This is a genomic window from Marinospirillum alkaliphilum DSM 21637, assembly GCF_900119735.1.
GTDB lineage: Bacteria > Pseudomonadota > Gammaproteobacteria > Pseudomonadales > Halomonadaceae > Marinospirillum > Marinospirillum alkaliphilum.
This window is the reverse complement of the sequence record NZ_FPJW01000002.1, coordinates 285,135-304,136: the sequence shown is the minus strand read 5'-3', so window position 1 is coordinate 304,136 and position 19,002 is coordinate 285,135. Positions and strand designations below refer to the sequence as shown.

15 protein-coding genes are annotated in these 19,002 nt (G+C 54.0%); 2 read left to right on the top strand and 13 right to left on the bottom strand.

Annotated elements, in window-relative coordinates; genetic code table 11:
* Positions 1-35 precede the first annotated feature (35 nt).
* The 3 genes from BT114_RS04655 to BT114_RS04645 form a co-directional block, all read right to left on the bottom strand.
* Complete coding sequence (locus BT114_RS04655) at positions 36-698, bottom strand: LuxR C-terminal-related transcriptional regulator (RefSeq protein ID WP_072325168.1); 663 nt, start codon at positions 696-698, stop codon at positions 36-38.
* 191 nt (positions 699-889) lie between these two features.
* The gene (gene acs, locus BT114_RS04650; RefSeq protein WP_072325167.1) at positions 890-2,839 is read right to left on the bottom strand and encodes an acetate--CoA ligase; all 1,950 of its coding nucleotides are present in this window, start codon (positions 2,837-2,839) and stop codon (positions 890-892) included.
* A 149-nt stretch (positions 2,840-2,988) separates the two neighbouring features.
* Positions 2,989-3,513, bottom strand: a complete 525-nt coding sequence (locus tag BT114_RS04645) for a SprT family zinc-dependent metalloprotease (protein ID WP_072325166.1) — start codon at positions 3,511-3,513, stop codon at positions 2,989-2,991.
* Positions 3,514-3,609: 96 nt separating this feature from the next.
* On the opposite strand from BT114_RS04645, the gene BT114_RS04640 reads away from it, so the two are divergent.
* A complete protein-coding gene (locus BT114_RS04640) occupies positions 3,610-4,239 on the top strand; it encodes a YecA/YgfB family protein (RefSeq protein ID WP_072325165.1) in 630 nt (209 codons plus the stop codon).
* 1 nt (position 4,240) lies between these two features.
* On the opposite strand, the gene BT114_RS04635 is transcribed toward BT114_RS04640, so the two are convergent.
* Positions 4,241-5,365: a phospholipase D-like domain-containing protein gene (locus tag BT114_RS04635; protein ID WP_072325164.1), complete on the bottom strand. Its 1,125-nt coding sequence runs from the start codon at positions 5,363-5,365 to the stop codon at positions 4,241-4,243.
* A gap of 30 nt (positions 5,366-5,395) precedes the next feature.
* Between BT114_RS04635 and plsB the strand changes: the two genes are divergently transcribed.
* Positions 5,396-7,825, top strand: a complete 2,430-nt coding sequence (plsB, locus tag BT114_RS04630; RefSeq protein WP_072325308.1) for a glycerol-3-phosphate 1-O-acyltransferase PlsB — start codon at positions 5,396-5,398, stop codon at positions 7,823-7,825.
* Between the two features lie 20 nt (positions 7,826-7,845).
* Here plsB and BT114_RS04625 read toward each other — a convergent pair whose 3' ends face one another.
* From BT114_RS04625 to ampD, 9 genes are all read right to left on the bottom strand, one after another.
* Positions 7,846-8,625: a class I SAM-dependent methyltransferase gene (locus tag BT114_RS04625; RefSeq protein ID WP_072325307.1), complete on the bottom strand. Its 780-nt coding sequence runs from the start codon at positions 8,623-8,625 to the stop codon at positions 7,846-7,848.
* A 21-nt stretch (positions 8,626-8,646) separates the two neighbouring features.
* Positions 8,647-8,925 carry a hypothetical protein gene (locus tag BT114_RS04620; protein WP_072325163.1) on the bottom strand — a complete coding sequence of 93 codons (279 nt, stop codon included), beginning with the start codon at positions 8,923-8,925 and terminating at the stop codon, positions 8,647-8,649.
* Positions 8,926-9,059: 134 nt separating this feature from the next.
* Positions 9,060-9,740, bottom strand: a complete 681-nt coding sequence (gene tsaB / locus BT114_RS04615; RefSeq protein ID WP_072325162.1) for a tRNA (adenosine(37)-N6)-threonylcarbamoyltransferase complex dimerization subunit type 1 TsaB — start codon at positions 9,738-9,740, stop codon at positions 9,060-9,062.
* A 6-nt stretch (positions 9,741-9,746) separates the two neighbouring features.
* Entirely contained in the window at positions 9,747-10,403 is a 657-nt protein-coding gene (gene adk / locus BT114_RS04610; protein ID WP_072325161.1) for an adenylate kinase, read from the bottom strand.
* Between the two features lie 146 nt (positions 10,404-10,549).
* Positions 10,550-12,586 (bottom strand): methyl-accepting chemotaxis protein, encoded by a 2,037-nt coding sequence (locus BT114_RS04605; RefSeq protein WP_072325160.1) that lies wholly within the window; start codon positions 12,584-12,586, stop codon positions 10,550-10,552.
* Positions 12,587-12,767: 181 nt separating this feature from the next.
* Positions 12,768-14,420, bottom strand: coding sequence for a dihydrolipoyllysine-residue acetyltransferase (gene aceF / locus BT114_RS04600; RefSeq protein ID WP_072325159.1), 1,653 nt, complete (start codon positions 14,418-14,420; stop codon positions 12,768-12,770).
* A 33-nt stretch (positions 14,421-14,453) separates the two neighbouring features.
* On the bottom strand, positions 14,454-17,126 hold the full coding sequence (gene aceE, locus BT114_RS04595; RefSeq protein ID WP_072325158.1) for a pyruvate dehydrogenase (acetyl-transferring), homodimeric type: 2,673 nt from the start codon (positions 17,124-17,126) through the stop codon (positions 14,454-14,456).
* Positions 17,127-17,407: 281 nt separating this feature from the next.
* The gene (ampE, locus tag BT114_RS04590) at positions 17,408-18,343 is read right to left on the bottom strand and encodes a regulatory signaling modulator protein AmpE (RefSeq protein ID WP_072325157.1); all 936 of its coding nucleotides are present in this window, start codon (positions 18,341-18,343) and stop codon (positions 17,408-17,410) included.
* The gene (gene ampD, locus BT114_RS04585; protein ID WP_072325156.1) at positions 18,340-18,918 is read right to left on the bottom strand and encodes a 1,6-anhydro-N-acetylmuramyl-L-alanine amidase AmpD; all 579 of its coding nucleotides are present in this window, start codon (positions 18,916-18,918) and stop codon (positions 18,340-18,342) included. The genes ampE and ampD overlap by 4 nt, the downstream gene beginning before the upstream one ends.
* Between the last annotated feature and the right edge of the window lie 84 nt (positions 18,919-19,002).

Genomic DNA, 19,002 nt, shown 5'->3' with positions numbered 1-19,002 from the left:
AAATCGCCTGACTTCCGTCATTAAGCCGTTCGGCTTCAGCCAGCAACCTTGGGGGCTTCGACTTCCAAGCGTTTGGCGGCGATGACTGCCTGAGTACGGGAGTGCACACCCAGCTTGCGCAGAATGGCCGTGACATGTGCCTTGATGGTGGCTTCAGAAACCTGCAACTCATAGGCAATCTGCTTGTTCAGCAGACCTTCCGTCAGCATGTTCAATACCCTGAACTGCTGTGGTGTCAAAGAAGCCAGCGCTTCAGCAAAGCGGGCCTCCTCCTCACTGATTTCATCCATATTCCCTGCCACTTCCGGCGGCACCCAGACCTCGCCTTCAATAACCTGACGAATGGCAGATGCAATGGTATCCAGTGAGGCCGATTTGGGAATAAAGCCAGACGAGCCATAATCGATGGCACGGCGGATGACATGGTTTTCTTCACTGCCCGACACCACCACCACCGGAATACCGGGGTTAACACCGCGCAGAAAGACCAGACCAGAAAAACCATGGGCACCGGGCATATGCAGATCCAGCAGAATCAGATCCGCATCGGGGTGATCAGCAACAGCCTGATGCACCGCTTCCAGCGTATCTGCTTCAACAATATCGACATCAGCCAGCGCTTGACGCACTGCCTGCTGGAGGGCCGCCCGAAACAGGGGGTGGTCGTCAGCAACGATGATCTTGTGGCGTAAAGCCATTCATTTTCCTCCGCCTGTCATAAACCAAAGCATTATTATATTCCTGTGATGATTTATCAAGGAGCAATCTGCCCACCTCTTATCAGGGCCATCAATTCGCTGAAAAGCAAGCCTGAACACCTGCAAACCTGGAAAAAGAAAGCCCCGCCGAGGCGGGGCAAGAGCAATGCCAAAGGATTACAACCTGAGGATTACTTGACTGCGCGATTGGCAATCAGATCATCAACCACGGATGGATCTGCCAGAGTACTGGTATCACCCAGACCTTCCGTTTCATTGGCGGCGATCTTGCGCAGAATACGGCGCATGATTTTGCCAGAACGTGTTTTTGGCAGACCTGGAGAGAACTGGATTACATCTGGTGAAGCAATCGGACCAATTTCCTTGCGCACCCACTTGACCAGTTCTTTACGCAGGTCATCGCTGGGCTCGAAGCCTTCAGCCAAAGTCACATACACATAAATGCCCTGACCCTTGATGTCGTGCGGATAACCCACCACCGCTGCTTCAGCAACGGAAGCATGTGCTACCAGTGCAGACTCAACCTCAGCAGTACCCATGCGGTGACCAGATACGTTGATGACATCGTCAACACGACCAGTGATCCAGTAGAAACCATCAGCATCACGGCGGCAGCCATCACCAGTGAAATACATGCCCTTATATGTAGTGAAGTAGGTCTGTACAAAGCGCTCATGGTCACCCCAGATGGAGCGGCCCTGACCCGGCCAGGAATCCAGCAACACCAGATTACCTTCAGTTTCACCTTCCAGAATATTACCTTCAGCATCAACCAGTGCAGGCTGCACACCAAAGAAAGGCAGAGTGGCAGAACCGGGCTTCAGGTCAGTGGCACCGGGCAGCGGGGCAATCAGGATGCCACCGGTTTCGGTTTGCCACCAGGTGTCCACAATCGGGCACTTGCCATTACCAATCTTGTCGTAGTACCACTGCCAGGCTTCCGGGTTGATCGGCTCACCGACCGAACCCAGCAGACGCAGGGAAGTACGCTTGGTATCACCCATCACACCCTCACCCTGAGCCATCAGTGCACGCACAGCGGTGGGAGCGGTGTAGAAAATGGTTACGCCGTGCTTGTCAATGACGTCGCCAAAACGGCTATGGCTTGGGTATGAAGGTACACCTTCAAACATCAGGGTGGTTGCACCATTGGCCAGCGGGCCATAAACAATGTAGCTATGACCAGTAACCCAGCCCACATCAGCGGTACACCAGTAAACATCACCCGGCTTGTAGTCGAAGATGTACTGATGGGTCATGGAGGCATACACCATGTAACCACCGGTGGTGTGCTTCAGACCCTTGGGTGCACCAGTCGAACCGGAGGTGAACAGGATGAACAGCGGATCTTCAGAAGCCATGGCTTCAGCCGGGCATTCATCGGCACAGTCGGCAATCAGGTCATGCCACCACACGTCACGGTGGTCGTGCCAGGCAATGTCACCACCGGTACGTTTCAGAACAATCACATGTTCAACCGTCTTCACCGCAGGGTTGGTCAGACCCTCATCAACGTTTTCTTTCAGCGGTACATGCTTGCCACCACGCAGACCTTCGTCGGCAGTGATGATGACACGGGAATCAGAACCAACAACACGGCTGGCGATTGCGTCTGGGGAGAAACCACCAAACACCACTGAGTGCACAGCACCCAGACGGGCACAAGCCAGCATGGCAACAGCAGCCTCAGGCACCATCGGCATGTAGAGGGTGACTACTTCGCCTTTTTTAACGCCGAGCTTTTTCAGGCCGTTAGCAAAGCGGCAAACATCGTGATACAGCTCACGATAGGTAATTTTTTTATCTTCGGCCGGGTTATCACCTTCCCAGATGATAGCAACCTGATCACCGCGTGTTTCCAGGTGACGATCCAGACAGTTGTAAGAGGCATTCAGGGTGCCATCCTCGAACCAACGGATATCAACATTATGCGGGTCAAAGCTGGTGTTCTTGACCTTGGTGTAAGGCTTGAACCAGTCAATACGCTTACCCTGCTCTCCCCAGAAGGTTTCCGGGCTTTCGACTGACTCCTTGTACATGGCAAGGTATTTTTCCTTGTTGATCCACGCATTTTCTGCCAGTTCGGGGGTTACAGGATAAACTTTCTGTTGTTCGCTCATCAGACTCAGCCTCTGTGCCTGGGTGGATTGTTTTTATGTCAAATTACTGCGGGAAGTTATACATGCCCACCGTGGGGTAACAACATTAGACCTTGGTAGCAGCCAAAAGTATTTATAAATCAATAGCTTAAAATGTAGTGACCCTACAGTCAGGTTTCGGTCACGCTTTCATCAAGTCTGACATAGGTCAATCGCGTCCGACACTGCAGACAGACATAAGCATGCCCACGCAAAATTCGGTTATGCCGCCTGATGGTTAACGCGTGTTCGCGATCGACACAACCACAGGCATAAATCCAGGCTTGTCTGGCAGAGCGGCGCACATCAAAATCATGGGTACGCTCTGCCGCCAGGCCAAACACCTGCCGCATGATCTGCTGCCATTCAGCTCCATGAGGGCGAATGCCTCGGCCATGCAACTGCCAGGCCAAGAGGTGTGCAACTTCGTGGGGTACGACCTCCTGTAGAAAAGCGGCTTCATTCTCTTCCAGCAACACAGGATTGAAGCGCAACCGATTACGCTGCAGCTCAGCCATGCCAGCAGCACGGCCACGCAGGTTGCAAAGCACCTCCGGGCGCGGAAAGGATTTGAGATAATAATGCTCAGCATGGGCATAACAGCTGAGCACTGCGGCCTTCAATCTTAAATATTGCTCATGCCTTGTCAGAGCCACTGCAGAATTCTGCACAAAACCGCCTTTTTCAGGTGCTACAGCCCTTCCGGGCAGGTAAAATCATCCATCCAGCCACATCGTCTTCACAGAGGCATTATGAACCAGGATCAGGAACCTCCACTGATATTACTGAACAGCGACCAACTCGGACAACTGGATGAGTTGCTGACCAGCATCGACCAGGATAGTGATGAAGATGCCAATCTGTTTGTGGCACTGGGTTACATCACTGCAAGGGCCATAGAGCCCAGCCCGATGAACACTGACACCTGGCTACCAGCCTTGCTGGCAACCAATCCTGAGCCAGCCATAACCAGTGCTTTGCTGCCACTGCTGCAGCAGGCTTTTACGACTGCTCGCATGGGGTTTTATCAGGGTAGCGGCATCGAACTCCCTTTTGAAGCAGACTGGCAAGCCGATGAAGAAGGTTTTATCGCAGACTGGTGTGCCGGCTTTCTGCAGGCTGCCTTCGAGCAGGAAGAGCTCTGGTTCGGTGCTGACGAACAAACCATGGCCGAACTACTGTTACCGGTAATGGCACTTTCCGGCCTTTTTGCCGATGAAGAAGACTTTGCCGAAATGGAAGAAGACAGCGGACTGATGCAACAGTTTGCCGGGCAGTTGCAGGAGCTGTTACTGGACATCTATTGCCAGCTTAATGCGCCTGAAGAAAAAACCAAACCCAGCGCACCAACAGCCGGTAAGAAAAAAAATCGTCGTCGCTGATTTACCTTAAACGCTGTACCAATGCGTCGACCATACCCCAGAAATATTCCTTGATCCGCTGCAGCCTGGGTCGCTGCCGCCACAGGCGGCGATCCAGCCACAAACTCTGCTCACGGGCACTTTCAAACCAGGCAACCACCCGCCTGGCTAATGCTTCAGATTCAACCTCCTGGTTAGCCTCCAGATTCCAGTGCATGCCCCAGTGATCAAAGTTGCAGGAACCGATCGAAACCCAATCATCACAAAGGCTGACCTTGGCATGAATAAAACGAGGTTGATACTCATAAATTCGCACCCCAGCCTGCAACAAGGTGTTATAAAACCGCCGCCCGGCATGGCGCACCGGGGGATGATCAGTAATCGGACCCGGTAATAACAGATGCACTTCAACACCACGAAGGGCTGCGCGGCGCAAAGCTTTCCGCAGGGTATAGGTGGGTACAAAATAGGGGGTGGCCAGCCAGATTCGCCGCTGCGCCTGGTTGATACGGCGAATCAACGACCATTTGATGGCGTGCAGATAAAGCCCCTGTCCGTGCACGACCCTGCCTTCAACACCACCGGCCCAGACAGCCTGTTGCTGACAGGCAGGCAAACTTAGCGCTCGCCCACGCGCCTGGTGCCAGGTATGCCAAAACAGGCTTTGCCAATCACCAACACAGGGCCCCATGATTTTCAGCACCACCTCATGCCAGCCGTGATCAGCCCCGTCAAAGGCATTGGTCAGACCAAAACCACCAATCCAGGCCGTATGGCCATCCACCAGCAAGAGTTTGCGATGATCACGCATCAGGTTGCGACTGAGTTTGCGCCAGTGCAACGGATTAAACCAGTTCAGCCGGACGCCCGCCTTCACCAGCTTTTGCCGATCAGCATGGTTCACTGATGCAGCACCAAAACCATCCAGTAACACACACACCCGCACGCCTCGGGCTGCAGCAGTGATCAGCGCATCCACCCAGCAATCCATTAAACGACCACTGGCCGCCAGATAAACCTCCAGCAACACATAGTCCTGAGCTTGCTCTATGGCCTGCAACATATCGGGAAAAAAATGGCGACCATCAATCAGCAGATCAGTATGATGTCCTGACCGCCAGGAAAAGTGCCTCGCCAGAGGTATCATTGTGCATCCATCTTTTTTGTTGCTGCCAACATGTTTAAATCCATCATTCGACCACTGACACTACCTTTCCAGTTATTAGTGCACGGGGCATTGAAGCTGTTGCTGAAGCTGTTGGTGAAACCCCATTTTACTGCACCGGATATCGCATCAAATCCTGCACTGCCGGTTTTTTATGTCATGGATCAGTACAGCCTGACGGAAACCCTACTGTTGAGCAAGCTGATGCAAAAAGCCGGATTACCGGGAATCCAGAGCCTACCGCTTGGCAGTGAAAATTTCAGCATCAACCTGCTTTGCCTGCAGCGCGCTCCGGGACTGGGTAAAGCATTTCTGGGACCACAAACCACCGGGGATCTGGAGCGTTTCTGGCAAGTCCTACAAGCGCAACCAACCAGTGATGTACTGGTGATTCCAGTGAGTTTTTTCTGGGGGCGAGCACCCGGGCGTGAAGAGCCACTGCTCAAATTACTCACCGCCCAGCGCTGGGGATTGATGGGGGGCCTGCACCGCCTGTTGGCGATTCTGTTGCATGGGCGTCAGCTGTGGGTTGAAACCGGTCAACCAATCCAGGTACGCAAGCTGATGGATCAGCAAACACTCATGGCACGTGGTGCCAATCATGCTGCCGAAAAAAGCCGACGACTGCTGCAGCTTTATTTTCGTCGCGTCAGAACACGCGTACTGGGGCCCGATCTGTCCCATCGGCGCACACTGGTGAACAGCCTGATGGCATCACCGGCACTACGTGAAGCCATACGTCAGGCCACTGCCGAAGGCAAAATCCACAAACCGCGTGAACAGGCACTTAAATACATCAATGAAATTGCTTCCAGTGTTTCTTATCCGGTTTTGCTGATTCTGGATCGTTTGCTGTCACGCCTCTGGACACGCCTTTATGATGGTGTCAGGGTCACCGGTCTGGACGCCATCAAGACCCGCGCCGGACACTACACCCTCGTTTACCTACCCTGCCATCGCAGCCACATCGACTATCTGCTGCTGTCTTATGTACTTTTCCGCCATGGCTTGATGCCGCCACACATTGCTGCCGGCATCAACCTGAATATGCCGGTGATCGGTCCCCTGTTACGTCGCGGCGGTGCTTTTTTCATGCGCCGCAGCTTTCGTGACAACCCGCTTTATGCCGCTGTTTTTAATGAATACTTCTGTCATCTGCTGGCCCAGGGGCACCCGGTGGAATATTTTGTGGAAGGCGGCCGGTCACGGACAGGACGCACCTTGCCACCCCGCCCCGGCATGTTATCCATGACATTAAAGGCCGCTCAGCGCGGCACCCGCAAACCACTGTTGTTGGTGCCCGTTTACCTGGGTTATGAAAAGGTACTGGAAGGCAACACTTACCTCAGCGAACTGCGTGGAAAAAGCAAGAAAAAAGAGTCACCGCTGGACCTGCTACGCGTGCTGAACAGCCTTCGCCAGTATTTTGGTCGCGTGGATGTATCCTTTGGTGAACCACTGGCACTCGATAACCTGTCTACTACCAACCAGGCTACACATCAGGATGCAGTCAACCAGCTCAGTCACATGGTGGCCTGCAGCATCAACCAGGCAGCAACCCTGAACCGGGTCAACCTGGTGGCTTTGGCACTGCTGGCCAGCCCACACCGTGCCATGGAAGCCAACAACCTGCTGGCTCAGATGCAAACGCTGCAACAACTTGCCAGCATGCAGGGTGTGCACAAGTTGCCGGAAGATCAACCACAAGACTGGCTGGATGCGACAGAGCGCCTGGGGTTTATTGAGCGCATGGAACATCCATTGGGTGATCTCTATCGCTGCCAGGAGCAACAGGGAATTCTGTTAACCTGGTATCGGAACAACAGCCTGCACCTGTTTGCCCTGCCCGCACTGGTAGCCTTCCTGTTCACTCACCAGAAAAACCTCACCACCGAAACACTGCAACAGCAGGCAGGCATGGTGTATCCACTGCTGGCAGAAGAGCTGTTTTTGCCTTGGCCAGTAGACAAGCTCAACGCACAACTCAACCAGACACTTGAGCAATTGCAGCAAATCGGGTTATTGGAGTTGGGAACCAGCGGTGAGTGGCTGCGCCCTGCCGAGCACCTGCCTGGATGCATGCGCTTACGCCTGCTTGGCAGCCTGGTACAACCGATGCTGGAGCGTTATTACCTGTTGTTAGCCTTGCTCGAGCGCCATGGCAGCGGCCATCTGGATCACAAACAACTGGTAGCGCTGACTCAGCAGATGGCACAACGTCTGGCGGTATTACAAGGACTGAACTCCCCGGAATACTCGGATAGCCGCCTGTTTGAACAAGCCTTGCAGCAATTGATGGCACAAGGCTGGGTGCAGGAAGACGAACAGCAACAGCTGATCTTTACTGACCAGCTACTGGAAATCACCCGACGTGGTAGACAAGTGTTTGATCCACAACTGCGTCATAGCCTGTTAAGCCTGACCCTGCATCACTCCTTGTAATAACCAACAAAGCGTCAGGTTTAATCCAGCGTTTTGTCGAGTTTTCGCAGGGTATAGATATCAAAACGGTTAGCCTTGCCTTCCAGGCTCAAGGATGGCTCTCGGCCAGCCAGGAAGGGAGCTTTACGTGGACGTTTCACTACCACTCGGTGGCTGACAAGATCCAGCGCCTGCTGCAACAACAGGTCAGAGTCGGCATCCGCACCAACCAACTCCCGGAAAAAGCGCATTTCCTTTTTGACCTCAGCAGTTTTTGCACTATGCGGGAACATCGGGTCCAGATACACCACCTGAGGCGCAAAGTCACCAGCAAGTTCAGCCATGCGACTGGTGGCATCACCAACACGCAGTTGTAGCCGCTGTTCCAGCCACGCCAGATCAGGCACTGCAATCGCCCGATGCAAGGCATCCTGCACCAGCGCTGCAACCCAGGGCTGGCGCTCAATACCCAGCACCCTACACCCCAGCGAGGCCAATACAAAAGCATCCCCAGCCAACCCCAGGGTGGCATCCAATACACGCGGGTTAACACCTGGTTTGAGACCACAGGCTTTGGCAATGGCCTGACCACGACCACCACCAAACTGGCGCCGATGAGCCAAAGCACCAGCTGCAAAATCAACGCGAACCGGGTGGATGCGTGGCTGGTCAGCACAAACCAAAGCCAGGCCATCCTTATCTTGCTGCAGATAAAAACCCTGGTCAGGCACTTGATCGGTGAGTTGCAAACTCAACTGCTGGGCAAGGCTTAACAGGGATTCAGAAGGGTGTAGCGAAACAAGGGGAGGAAAGGTGTTCACAGACAAGGCAGAACCTGGCATTCAGACATAAAGATCAACACGACGCCATTCTGCCCAGAGATTCCCTTGATGGGCAACTGACCAATAACCTTGCAGTGCTCGCCGGGCAGCATGAGACAACTGACGCTCGTCCCAGTCCAGGCGCTCATCACCAGGGATATAGTCAACTTCTGGTGCCAGCCGAATGATTTCACCACGCGAAGGCTGAGGCTCTTCAGCAGACTCAGCAACTTCCGGCGCTTTATTCTTACGCCGCAGTTGTTGTGGTAAGGGTGCTTGTAATGTTCCTTGAACCCGCATGGCTGCAACCACTCTACGTTATTTCACGGATGCCGGATGGACACAGGATGAACCTCTATACAGGATAAACCTCTACACAGGGTGAACCTTTACACTATCGACCTGGAACGACAAAACTTTACATGATTTTGCCATCAGCTGCCGTGTGTCACCTTGTCCCGCAGATAAACCGGCAGTGCAGCGGAGGCATCCTGCAGTTCGCCCCTGAGCCAGGCCTGGTGCGCAAGCTGCACCATTGCACCGGCCGAAGGACGAATATCTGGCAACTCCTGCTGGATACAGCCTTTAATGACCGGTGGCAAACGCTCAACAAAGACGGCTCCGGAACCAGCCACAACCCAATCCAGCTCCTGCTGGTTATTTAACAACACCATCTCTGGCGGACTGAGTGTTTCTTCCAGCAAGGCTTCTGGACGATCTTCCTGCCATTGCCAGGCACACCAGTAAACCTCATCCATGCGTGCATCCAGCAAGGTCAGTACCTTATTGGCAAAATACTGCTGATGGGCTGTCCATGCCAGTGACTGCAAAGTGGAGACAGGGATCACCGGGCGATCCAAAGCCAGTGCCAGGCCTTGCACACTGGCAGCAGCAATGCGCAGACCGGTGAAAGAACCCGGGCCCCGCCCAAATGCCAGTGCATCCAGTTGCTGTAACGAAATACCGGCACGCGACAGCAACTGCTCGATCTGTGGCAGCAGTGCCTGTGCCTGCTGCCTTGGCAACAACTGGAAGTCTTCCACCACCTCGCCATCCAGCCACAAGGCAACGGAGCCAGCATCAGTGGAGGTATCCAGCGCCAGAATACAAGTCATAAAGGATCAGGCACCCAATGCCTTCATCACCTGAGCACGGATATCTTCCACGCTGCCCACACCCTTGATATGGGAGTAAACCGGTGCCTGTGCAGCATCCTGTTTAGCCCAGGCCTGGTAGTATTCCACCAGTGGTGCAGTCTGATCGTGGTACACCGCCAGACGATGACGCACGGTCGCTTCGTTGTCGTCTTCACGCTGAATCAGGTCTTCACCGGTTACATCATCCTTACCGGCAACCTTTGGCGGGTTGTACACCAGGTGATAAGTGCGACCGGAAGCCGGGTGAACGCGACGACCAGACATACGCTGCACAATTTCTTCGTCATCAACGGCAATTTCCACCACGTGATCCAGCTTTACACCGGCTTCTTTCATGGCATCAGCCTGGGGAATGGTGCGTGGGAAGCCATCAAACAGGAAGCCTTTGGCGCAATCTGGCTGGCTGATACGGTCTTTAACCAGACCAATGATGATATCGTCAGACACCAGACCACCAGCATTCATGATTTCTTTGGCTTTCATGCCCAGCTCGGTACCGGCTTTAACAGCAGCACGCAGCATGTCACCAGTGGAAATCTGGGGAATACCAAAAGCTTCACAGATAAACTGGGCCTGGGTGCCTTTGCCCGCGCCGGGCGCTCCCAACAGAATCAGACGCATGGGTGTCTCCTTCGTTACTATTTTTTTAAGTGGGTCAAACAGAAAGCCGGATGCTCAGCAAAGGTAGGACAATACAGGGCGCGCCCGGAACTGACAAGTTCCGGGCACTAAGACCAAAGGCGGGAAAGTGCTGCACTGGATAATGATCAAGCCACGCGGAAGGCACTGATGGACAACTGCAAGGCTTCAGTGGTCCGTGTCAACGCCTGACTGGCCTGTTCAGTGGCACTGGCACCCTGCGCACTGGCTTCACTGCCATCACGGATCCGCTCAAGGTTGGCATCAATTTCCGAAGCCACTGCAGACTGCTCTTCCGCTGCCGCCGCGATCTGCTGGCTTTTTGCATCAATTTCTTCCACCGCCAGCAAAATGCGACTTAAAGCCTCACTGACCTGGCGCGACTGCTCAGCGGTCAGTTCTGCACGCTCACGACTTTTCTGAATATGCCCCACCACACCGTCCACCCCGGCATGCAGATCTTCAATAATGGCGGCAATTTCGTGGGTGGAGCTTTGCGTTCGACTGGCCAGCGAGCGCACTTCATCAGCCACCACCGCGAAACCTCGACCGGCATCACCTGCCCGCGCCGCTTCAATCGCAGCATTCAGGGCCAGCAGGTTGGTCTGTTCAGCAATGGCACGAATCACTTCCAGAGCCGCACCAATCCGATCACTCCGCTCCACTAATGCCTGGCCGGCACCGGCAGCATCTTCCAGCGAAGTTGCCAAGCGCTCCATGCGGTCACTCATTTCACCAGCCAGCTGCTGCCCCTGACCGGCCTGCTGACGTGCTTCACCGGCAATCACTGCGGCATCAGCTGCATGCTGGGCCACCTCTGACGAAGTGGCATTCATCTGGTTCATTGAGCTGGCCACCTGGGTGGTTTCTCCTTGCTGTATTTCGCTGGTTTCTCGCGCCTGAGCCGCTGCACCGGAAACATGCCCGGCCTGCTCGGCAACCTGATCAACACTGCAGCGGACCGTTTGCACCAGCTCACGCATGCGGGCTGACATGCTGCCAAATGCCTCTGTCAGCACCCCCATTTCATCCCTGGTGGTCGCTTCCGGAGTCACACGCAAGTCTCCTTCTGCCAGTGTTTTCACACTGCCCAGCAAGGTACGCATGTTGGTGTGCATGGACACATAAAAACAGGTATACAGGTAGGCAACCACCAACAGTTGCAGCAGCTGCAATCCACTCATCAACCACAGCTGAGTCGATTGAGAAGCCTCTGCCGCCTGTAAATAACTGTCTGCTTCACCAATCAGCTGCCTGCCGATATCCAGGAATGCTTGCTGGGCCTGCAAGCCCTGCTGGTAAAACGCCTGCCAGTCAGAATCCAGGCTGACTGCAAAGACCACTTCATCTTCCAGCAACTCCTGAAAGCCCACAATCAGATCACCAACCTGTGAAGCCAGTCGCTGCAGTTCGTCAGCCAGTTCCGGTGCCCGGAAGGCCAGACTATCCATGGTCGACTGCCAGCTCTGACTCTGACGGGTCAACAGATCCACCACATTTTCAAGTTCGGTGCTGCTACGTGAATCCATGAACTGCTGCAGCAATACATGACTACCATAACTGCGGCCATGACTGATGCTGGCCAGCAGCTGTGGCAATTGATCATTCAACAGGAATTGCAGTAACTGCACTTCGGTACGGGAGTCCCGCATCAGGTCACTGCTCTGACGGATACCTTGCAGCAGACCATAGGTGTTCATCACCAGCGGCTCAAAATGTGCCAGTGCCAACGCCTGATTACCCATGGTGCCCTGCGGGCGGAACAGACCATCAACCCGATCAGCCAGTGCCTGCACGGCTGCATCCATATTGGTGTCTTCCAGCTTCAGAGATGCGTCTTGCTGAAAACGATCAAATGCCTGATGCCATTGCTGACGCACCTGTTCCTGCTGCTGCAGAATCAGCGGGTCATCTCTGCCATCATTCAGCGCCGCCAGATCCTGGTAACGCTCGGCCAGCGCGACCAGCTGCAGCACTGAAACCTGCAGCTCAAGCCCCGATCGCTCTCGTTGCAACTGGCGCAAATCATCCCACAGGGATTTGGTTTGCATACTGCTCAGCAGCATCAGTGGCAGCAGAAACAACAGTGCAATCAAAGTGAATTTCTGGAAATAGGCCAGGCGGTTCATCAGCGCCATGCCCGGTTTCAAAAACAACGTCAGCATTGCTCAGCCCTCTTGAAGGCATCCTATTATTGTTATGTGTCTCCCTCCGGGAAACAGGGTTGGATGTTTCTCCAACCTTAACGGAAAAACTGCAACTTTCAAACGATTGTTTTAATACTTTGTGTAAACAAAAGCTCCCAAGACAAATGGGAGCTTTTGTTCATTATTGCAGCATCATGATTTACAACAGCATTTTCCGAATGTCACCCAACTGCTGTGACAGGAAGCTGGTAAAACGGGCAGCATCAGCACCATTAATGGCACGGTGATCATAAGACAGTGACAAGGGCAGCATCAGCCGTGGCTGGAAAGCCTTACCATCCCACACTGGCTTCATATCAGCCTTGGACACACCCAGAATGGCCACTTCCGGTGCATTCACGATGGGTGTGAAAGCAGTGCCGCCGATTGAACCCAGTGAAGAAATGGTGAAACAACTGCCTTTCATGTCTTCACCCTTCAACTGCTTCTTCTGGGCACGGGATGCCAACTCAGAGGATTCACGTGCCAGCTCGTAAATGCTCTTTTTATCAGCATCCTTCACCACCACCACCAGCAGGCCGTCCGGTGTGTCCACCGCAAACCCGATGTTGACGTATTTTTTCCAGATCAACGTGTCACCACCGGCACCCAACGAAACGTTGAACTGCGGATAGGCTTTTAATGCCAGCGCACAGGCCTTGATCAGGAATGGCAGCGGCGTGAGTTTGGTGCCCTGCTTTTCAGCTTCAGCCTTCATCGCCTTGCGGAAGTTTTCCAGCTCAGTGATATCAGCCTCATCAAATTGCGTGACATGGGGTACATTCAGCCAGGAACGGTGCAAATTAACTGCACCAGCTTTCAGCAGTCGACCCATGGGTTTTTCTTCAATCTCACCAAACTGGCTGAAATCCTGTACAGGAACCGGCGGAATACCTGCACCACCACTGACAGCTGCGGCAGTGCTACCACCCGCTTTACTCTGCTGCATCACCTGCTTGACAAAATTCTGCAGGTCTTCCTTCAGAATACGACCACGCGGGCCAGAGCCTTTTACTTCCGTCAGATCAACACCCAGTTCACGCGCCAGCAAACGCACGGCAGGGCCAGCATGTACCTTGGTTGACTTGCCAGCTGCCGCAGGCTGAGCGGCAGCCACTGGAGCCACACTTGCCACAGGTGCTGCAGCAGCAACGGGTGCGGCGGCCTTAGGTGCCTCAACAACTGCTTCTGTTGTTGCAGCCGTTGGTGCAGCCGCCTCGCCTTCAGCTTCAATCCAGGCAATCAGGTCACCTTCGGATACCTTGTCACCCTCTTTAACCAGCAGCTCGACCAGCTTGCCATTAAAAGGACTGGGTACATCCATGGTTGCCTTGTCGGTTTCCAGGGTAATCAGCGCGTCTTCCGCCTGCAGTTGATCACCAACCTTGGCAGCTACCTCGATGATCTCAACTTCAGCATGACCACCCAGGTCTGGCACTCGAACTTCCTGGCGACCTGCAGGGGCTGCAGGCACAACAGGAGCAGCCGGTGCACTGGCCGCTGCAACCGGTGCTGCAGCAGGCGCTGGTTCAGCTTTGGCTGCCGGCGCTTCCGCCTCGGCTGCCGCACTGCCACCTTCAGCTTCCACCTCAACAATGGCAGCACCCTCAGACACCTTGTCACCTTCCTTGACCAGCACCTGCTTCACCACACCCGCAACCGGGCTTGGAATATCCATGCTGGCCTTGTCAGACTCCAATACAATCAGGGTGTCTTCCGGTTCAATGCGATCACCGACCTTAACGTTGACTTCAATGACCTCGACATCCTCGTTACCACCGATGTCCGGTACTTTAATAATTTCGTTGCTCAAGGCTTATCTCCTGAATTCGGTTGCAGTCATCACTCAGCAAAACAGCGGATCACATTTGTTCGGATCAATGCCGTATTTGCTGATGGCTTCACTGACTGTTCTGGCTGGCAGTTCACCGCGATCTGCCAGCGCCTTGAGTGCAGCCACCACCACAAAGTGACGATCCACCTCAAAGAAATAGCGCAGCTTCTCGCGGGTGTCGGAACGACCATAACCGTCCGTGCCCAGCACCTTGTAATCCATGGGTACCCAGGCCCGTACCTGATCAGCATAAAGCTTCATGTAATCAGTGGCAGCAATGGCCGGACCCTGACGCCCTTCCAGCAGACTGGTGATGTAAGCCTTTTTCGGCTCAGCTTCCGGATTGAGGAAGTTATGACGCTCCACGGTCAGCGCATCACGACGCAGCTCATTAAAGCTGGTGGCACTCCAGATATCGGCTTCAACACCAAAGTCAGCTTTCAGTAGTTCCGCAGCAGCTTCCACTTCACGCAGAATCGTGCCTGAGCCCAGCAGTTGAACCTTCAGTTTGCCCTTACCACCTTCCTTCAGCAGGTACATACCCTTGATGATCTGCTCAACCACTTCCGGCCGCTGCGGCATTTCCGGGTGTTCGTAGTTTTCGTTCATCACCGTCAGGTAGTAGAAGCAGTTTTCCTTGTCGTGGTACATGCGCTTCAGGCCATCCTGGATGATCACCGCCAGTTCATAACTGTAAGTGGGATCATAGGTGCGGCAGTTGGGAATGGTGGCTGCCATCAGATGACTGTGACCATCCTGGTGCTGCAGACCTTCACCGTTCAGTGTGGTGCGCCCGGCAGTACCACCCACCAGGAAACCACGCGCCTGCAGATCACCGGCCGCCCAGGCCAGGTCACCGATACGCTGGAAACCGAACATCGAGTAATAGATGTAAAAAGGCACCAACGGGTAGTTGTGGTTACTGTAACTGGTGGCCGCTGCAATCCAGGCCGACATGGCACCAGCTTCGGTGATGCCTTCCTCCAGGATCTGCCCCTTCTTGTCTTCCCGGTAGAACATGATCTGGTTGGAGTCTTCGGGCTTGTACTTCTGGCCTTCAGAGGTATAGATACCGAGTTGACGGAACATGCCTTCCATACCGAAGGTACGGGCTTCATCCGGCACAATCGGCACAATGCGTTCGCCGATTTTTTTATCCTTGGTCAGGCCAGTGAGAATGCGCACAAAGGCCATGGTGGAGGAAATCTCCCGCCCCTTGGAACCCTGCAGCATGGCTTCATAAGCCTTGTCATCCAGCGCCGGGGTCTCCAGTGCCTGATAATCAGCACGACGCGCTGGCAGGTAACCGTTCAGTGCCTCACGGGAGCGGCGCATATAGCGCATTTCCGGGCTGTCTTCGGCTGGCTTGTAAAAAGGCACCTGCTCCAGCTCGGCATCACTCAACGGGATACCAAAACGATCACGGAACTTTTTCAGGGTGTCCAGCTGCAAGGACTTGACCGAGTGGGTGTCATTCTTGGCTTCGCCGTCATCACCGGTGCCGTAACCCTTAACGGTATGTGCCAGCACCACCGTGGGACGGCCATTGGCGTTGTTCACTGCTTCATGGTAAGCCGCATAAACCTTGTAGGGATCATGGCCGCCACGATTGAGCGCATAAATGTCATCATCGGTCAGATCCTTGACCATCTCCTTCAGCTCAGGATAGGCACCAAAGAAGTTTTCACGGGTGTAGGCACCACCACTGGCCTTGTAGTTCTGATACTCACCATCCACCACCTCATCCATGCGCTTCTGCAGCAGGCCCTTGGTGTCTTTTTCAAACAGCGGATCCCAGTGACGGCCCCAGACCACCTTGATGACGTTCCAGCCGGCACCGCGGAATACACCTTCCAGCTCGTCCATAATGCGGCCGTTACCACGTACCGGACCGTCCAGACGCTGCAGGTTGCAGTTGATCACAAAAATCAGGTTATCCAGCTTTTCACGGCCCGCCAGCGAAATGGCACCCAGCGATTCCGGCTCATCACACTCACCATCCCCCATGAAACACCAGATCTTGCGATCCAGCATCGGTTTCTGCTCACGGGAATCCAGGTATTTCATGACATGCGCCTGGTAAATCGCCTGAATCGGACCCAGACCCATGGATACTGTAGGGAACTGCCAGAAGTCTGGCATCAGCCAGGGGTGTGGATAAGAAGAAACACCCTTGCCATCCACTTCCTGACGGAAGTTATCCAACTGCTCTTCGGTCAGACGACCTTCCAGGAAAGCACGGGCATAAACACCCGGAGCACCATGACCCTGGAAATACACCAGATCACCTTCAAACTCGTCTTTCGGGGCGCGGAAAAAATAGTTGAAACCCACATCATAAAGGGTGGCACTGGACATGAAACTGGAAATATGACCACCAATACCCGGGTTTTTCTTGTTGGCACGCATCACCATGGCCATGGCGTTCCAACGAATCAGCGAACGAACCCGACGCTCCATGAACAGGTCACCGGGCATGCGGGCTTCACGATGAACCGGGATGGTATTACGGTGAGGGGTGGTAATGGAAAAGGGTAACTGGGAACCATCACGACGCATACGGTCAGCCAACTGGGTCAGCAGGAACTTCGCCCGCTCTTCACCTTCGTTGACCAATACAGAATCCAGAGACTCCAACCACTCCTGGGTTTCCACCGGATCCAGGTCTTTAACCTCCTGACTCATATCACATCTCCGCTTCAATTTTTATAAACACAAACAGATGTAGCCCGACTACAGCATTCAGTCGAACCCATGAAAAATTCGGAACATGACTTACCAGTCAAATCACTTGCCCACTAAGAAAAGCAGATAATCAACCGGCTTTCATGTTGCACCGCACCATTATTTCCCTGATTTTACGGTGACTTTCGCACTGCTTTTACTGCACTTCCATTCTTGTAATTTTACTACAAAACCACTCAAAAAAAAGCCCCCATGCTTAACACGAAGGCTTATATCAGGTTTCAGGTCCAGAAAATGACACCCACAGCAGTGACCGCAACCCACACCGCAAGGGAACGCCAGACCCGCTCCCGCAACAGTGAAAGCTCCTGGTCAGCCTCCTCGGTCATCAACTCAGGACGCTCACAGTAAGCCGAAGCACCAGCCAGGTCTTCTCCAGACAGCTGCCCATAACCACTCAGTAACTGACGATTCAAAAAAACCTCACTGGACAACTGCCAGCGCGGCAGATCAGACAGAAACTGGCGCAACCCCAGCAAGGGTCGACCGGTCAAGGCCAGCGTCAACCCCATCAAGCGAGCCGCAGGCCACTCCATCACTCGCTGAAAGCGCTCCACCTGCTCTTCACAGCTACCCGGCCACAAGGGGTCCTGAATCCCCTCTTCTTCCAGCACCCGTCGCCCTCGGCGTGCATTGGCAATGGCCTGCTCTGACAAACGCGCCAGCAAAGCTCCTACCGGCCCCAGCAGCAGATACCAGAAAAGCACCAGAAACAGCCGGTCAAAAGCAAAAAAGACCAGTCTCGATACCACACGACAGTGCAGTTCAGTTGCTGAAGCAGCATCCAGCGGTTCATCCAGTATTTCGGCGGCATAATAAGAAGCCGCCTGATGATCCCCCTGACGCCAGGCAATCATGTAGCGCTCCACCCAGACCAGATCATTACGCCGCCCCAGCGCATAAAAAATCACCACCAGATGCACCAGTAGCACCGGCAAGGACCAGAGCACACCATCCAGCCACCAGAGCAGCAACCACAACAACAATACCGGTGGCAAAACCGTCAGCAGGAATACTGCCGAAGAACCAGCGGCCTGACCCAGCCAACCGGAAAGCCGGTGCTGCCAACTCAAAAGCCAGCGATCCACCGGTCGAGTCAAACCCTGCCCCGGCACACTGCGCAGCAGCAATACCGCTAACATTACAAAAAACTTCATCCGCCCAGCTCCTTCTTGTTGGCTTCCAGTGCCTGCAGATACATCGACCAGTCAAAAGCAGGCCCCGGATCAGTCTTGCGGCCAGGCGCCACCTGCTGATGGCCGCAGATGCGCGCTGACGTAATCTCTGGATAAGTCTGCATCAAGCCACAGGTTACCGCAATCAGCTGTGCGTATTGCTTTTGTGTGTAAGGCTGCAGATCCGAACCCTCCAGCTCGATACCTATCGCAAAATCATTGCAGTTATCACGCCCCTGAAAGGTTGAGCGACCAGCATGCCAGGCACGCTGATCAAAGGGAACAAACTGCACCAACTCACCGGTACGACGGATCAACAGATGAGCCGATACCTGCAAATCTGCAATGGTGGCGAAATAGGGATGGGCATCGGCTGGAAGCTGCCCCAGAAATAAACGCTCAATCCAGTCGCCACCATAGGTTTGAGGCGGCAAGGCAATATTGTGAATCATCAACAAACTCATCTCACCTTGCGGACGCGCATTAAAAAATGGAGAAGGTTGCCGCCTTGCCTGCTGTAGCCAATGATCCTTGATACTTGCACCCAGTTCAGCCATACCTGATACACCACCCTTTCATTCAACCTTTTCCACTGGATTCATTCAGACCGTATAATGCCGCCTATTTAATGACAGGAAAAC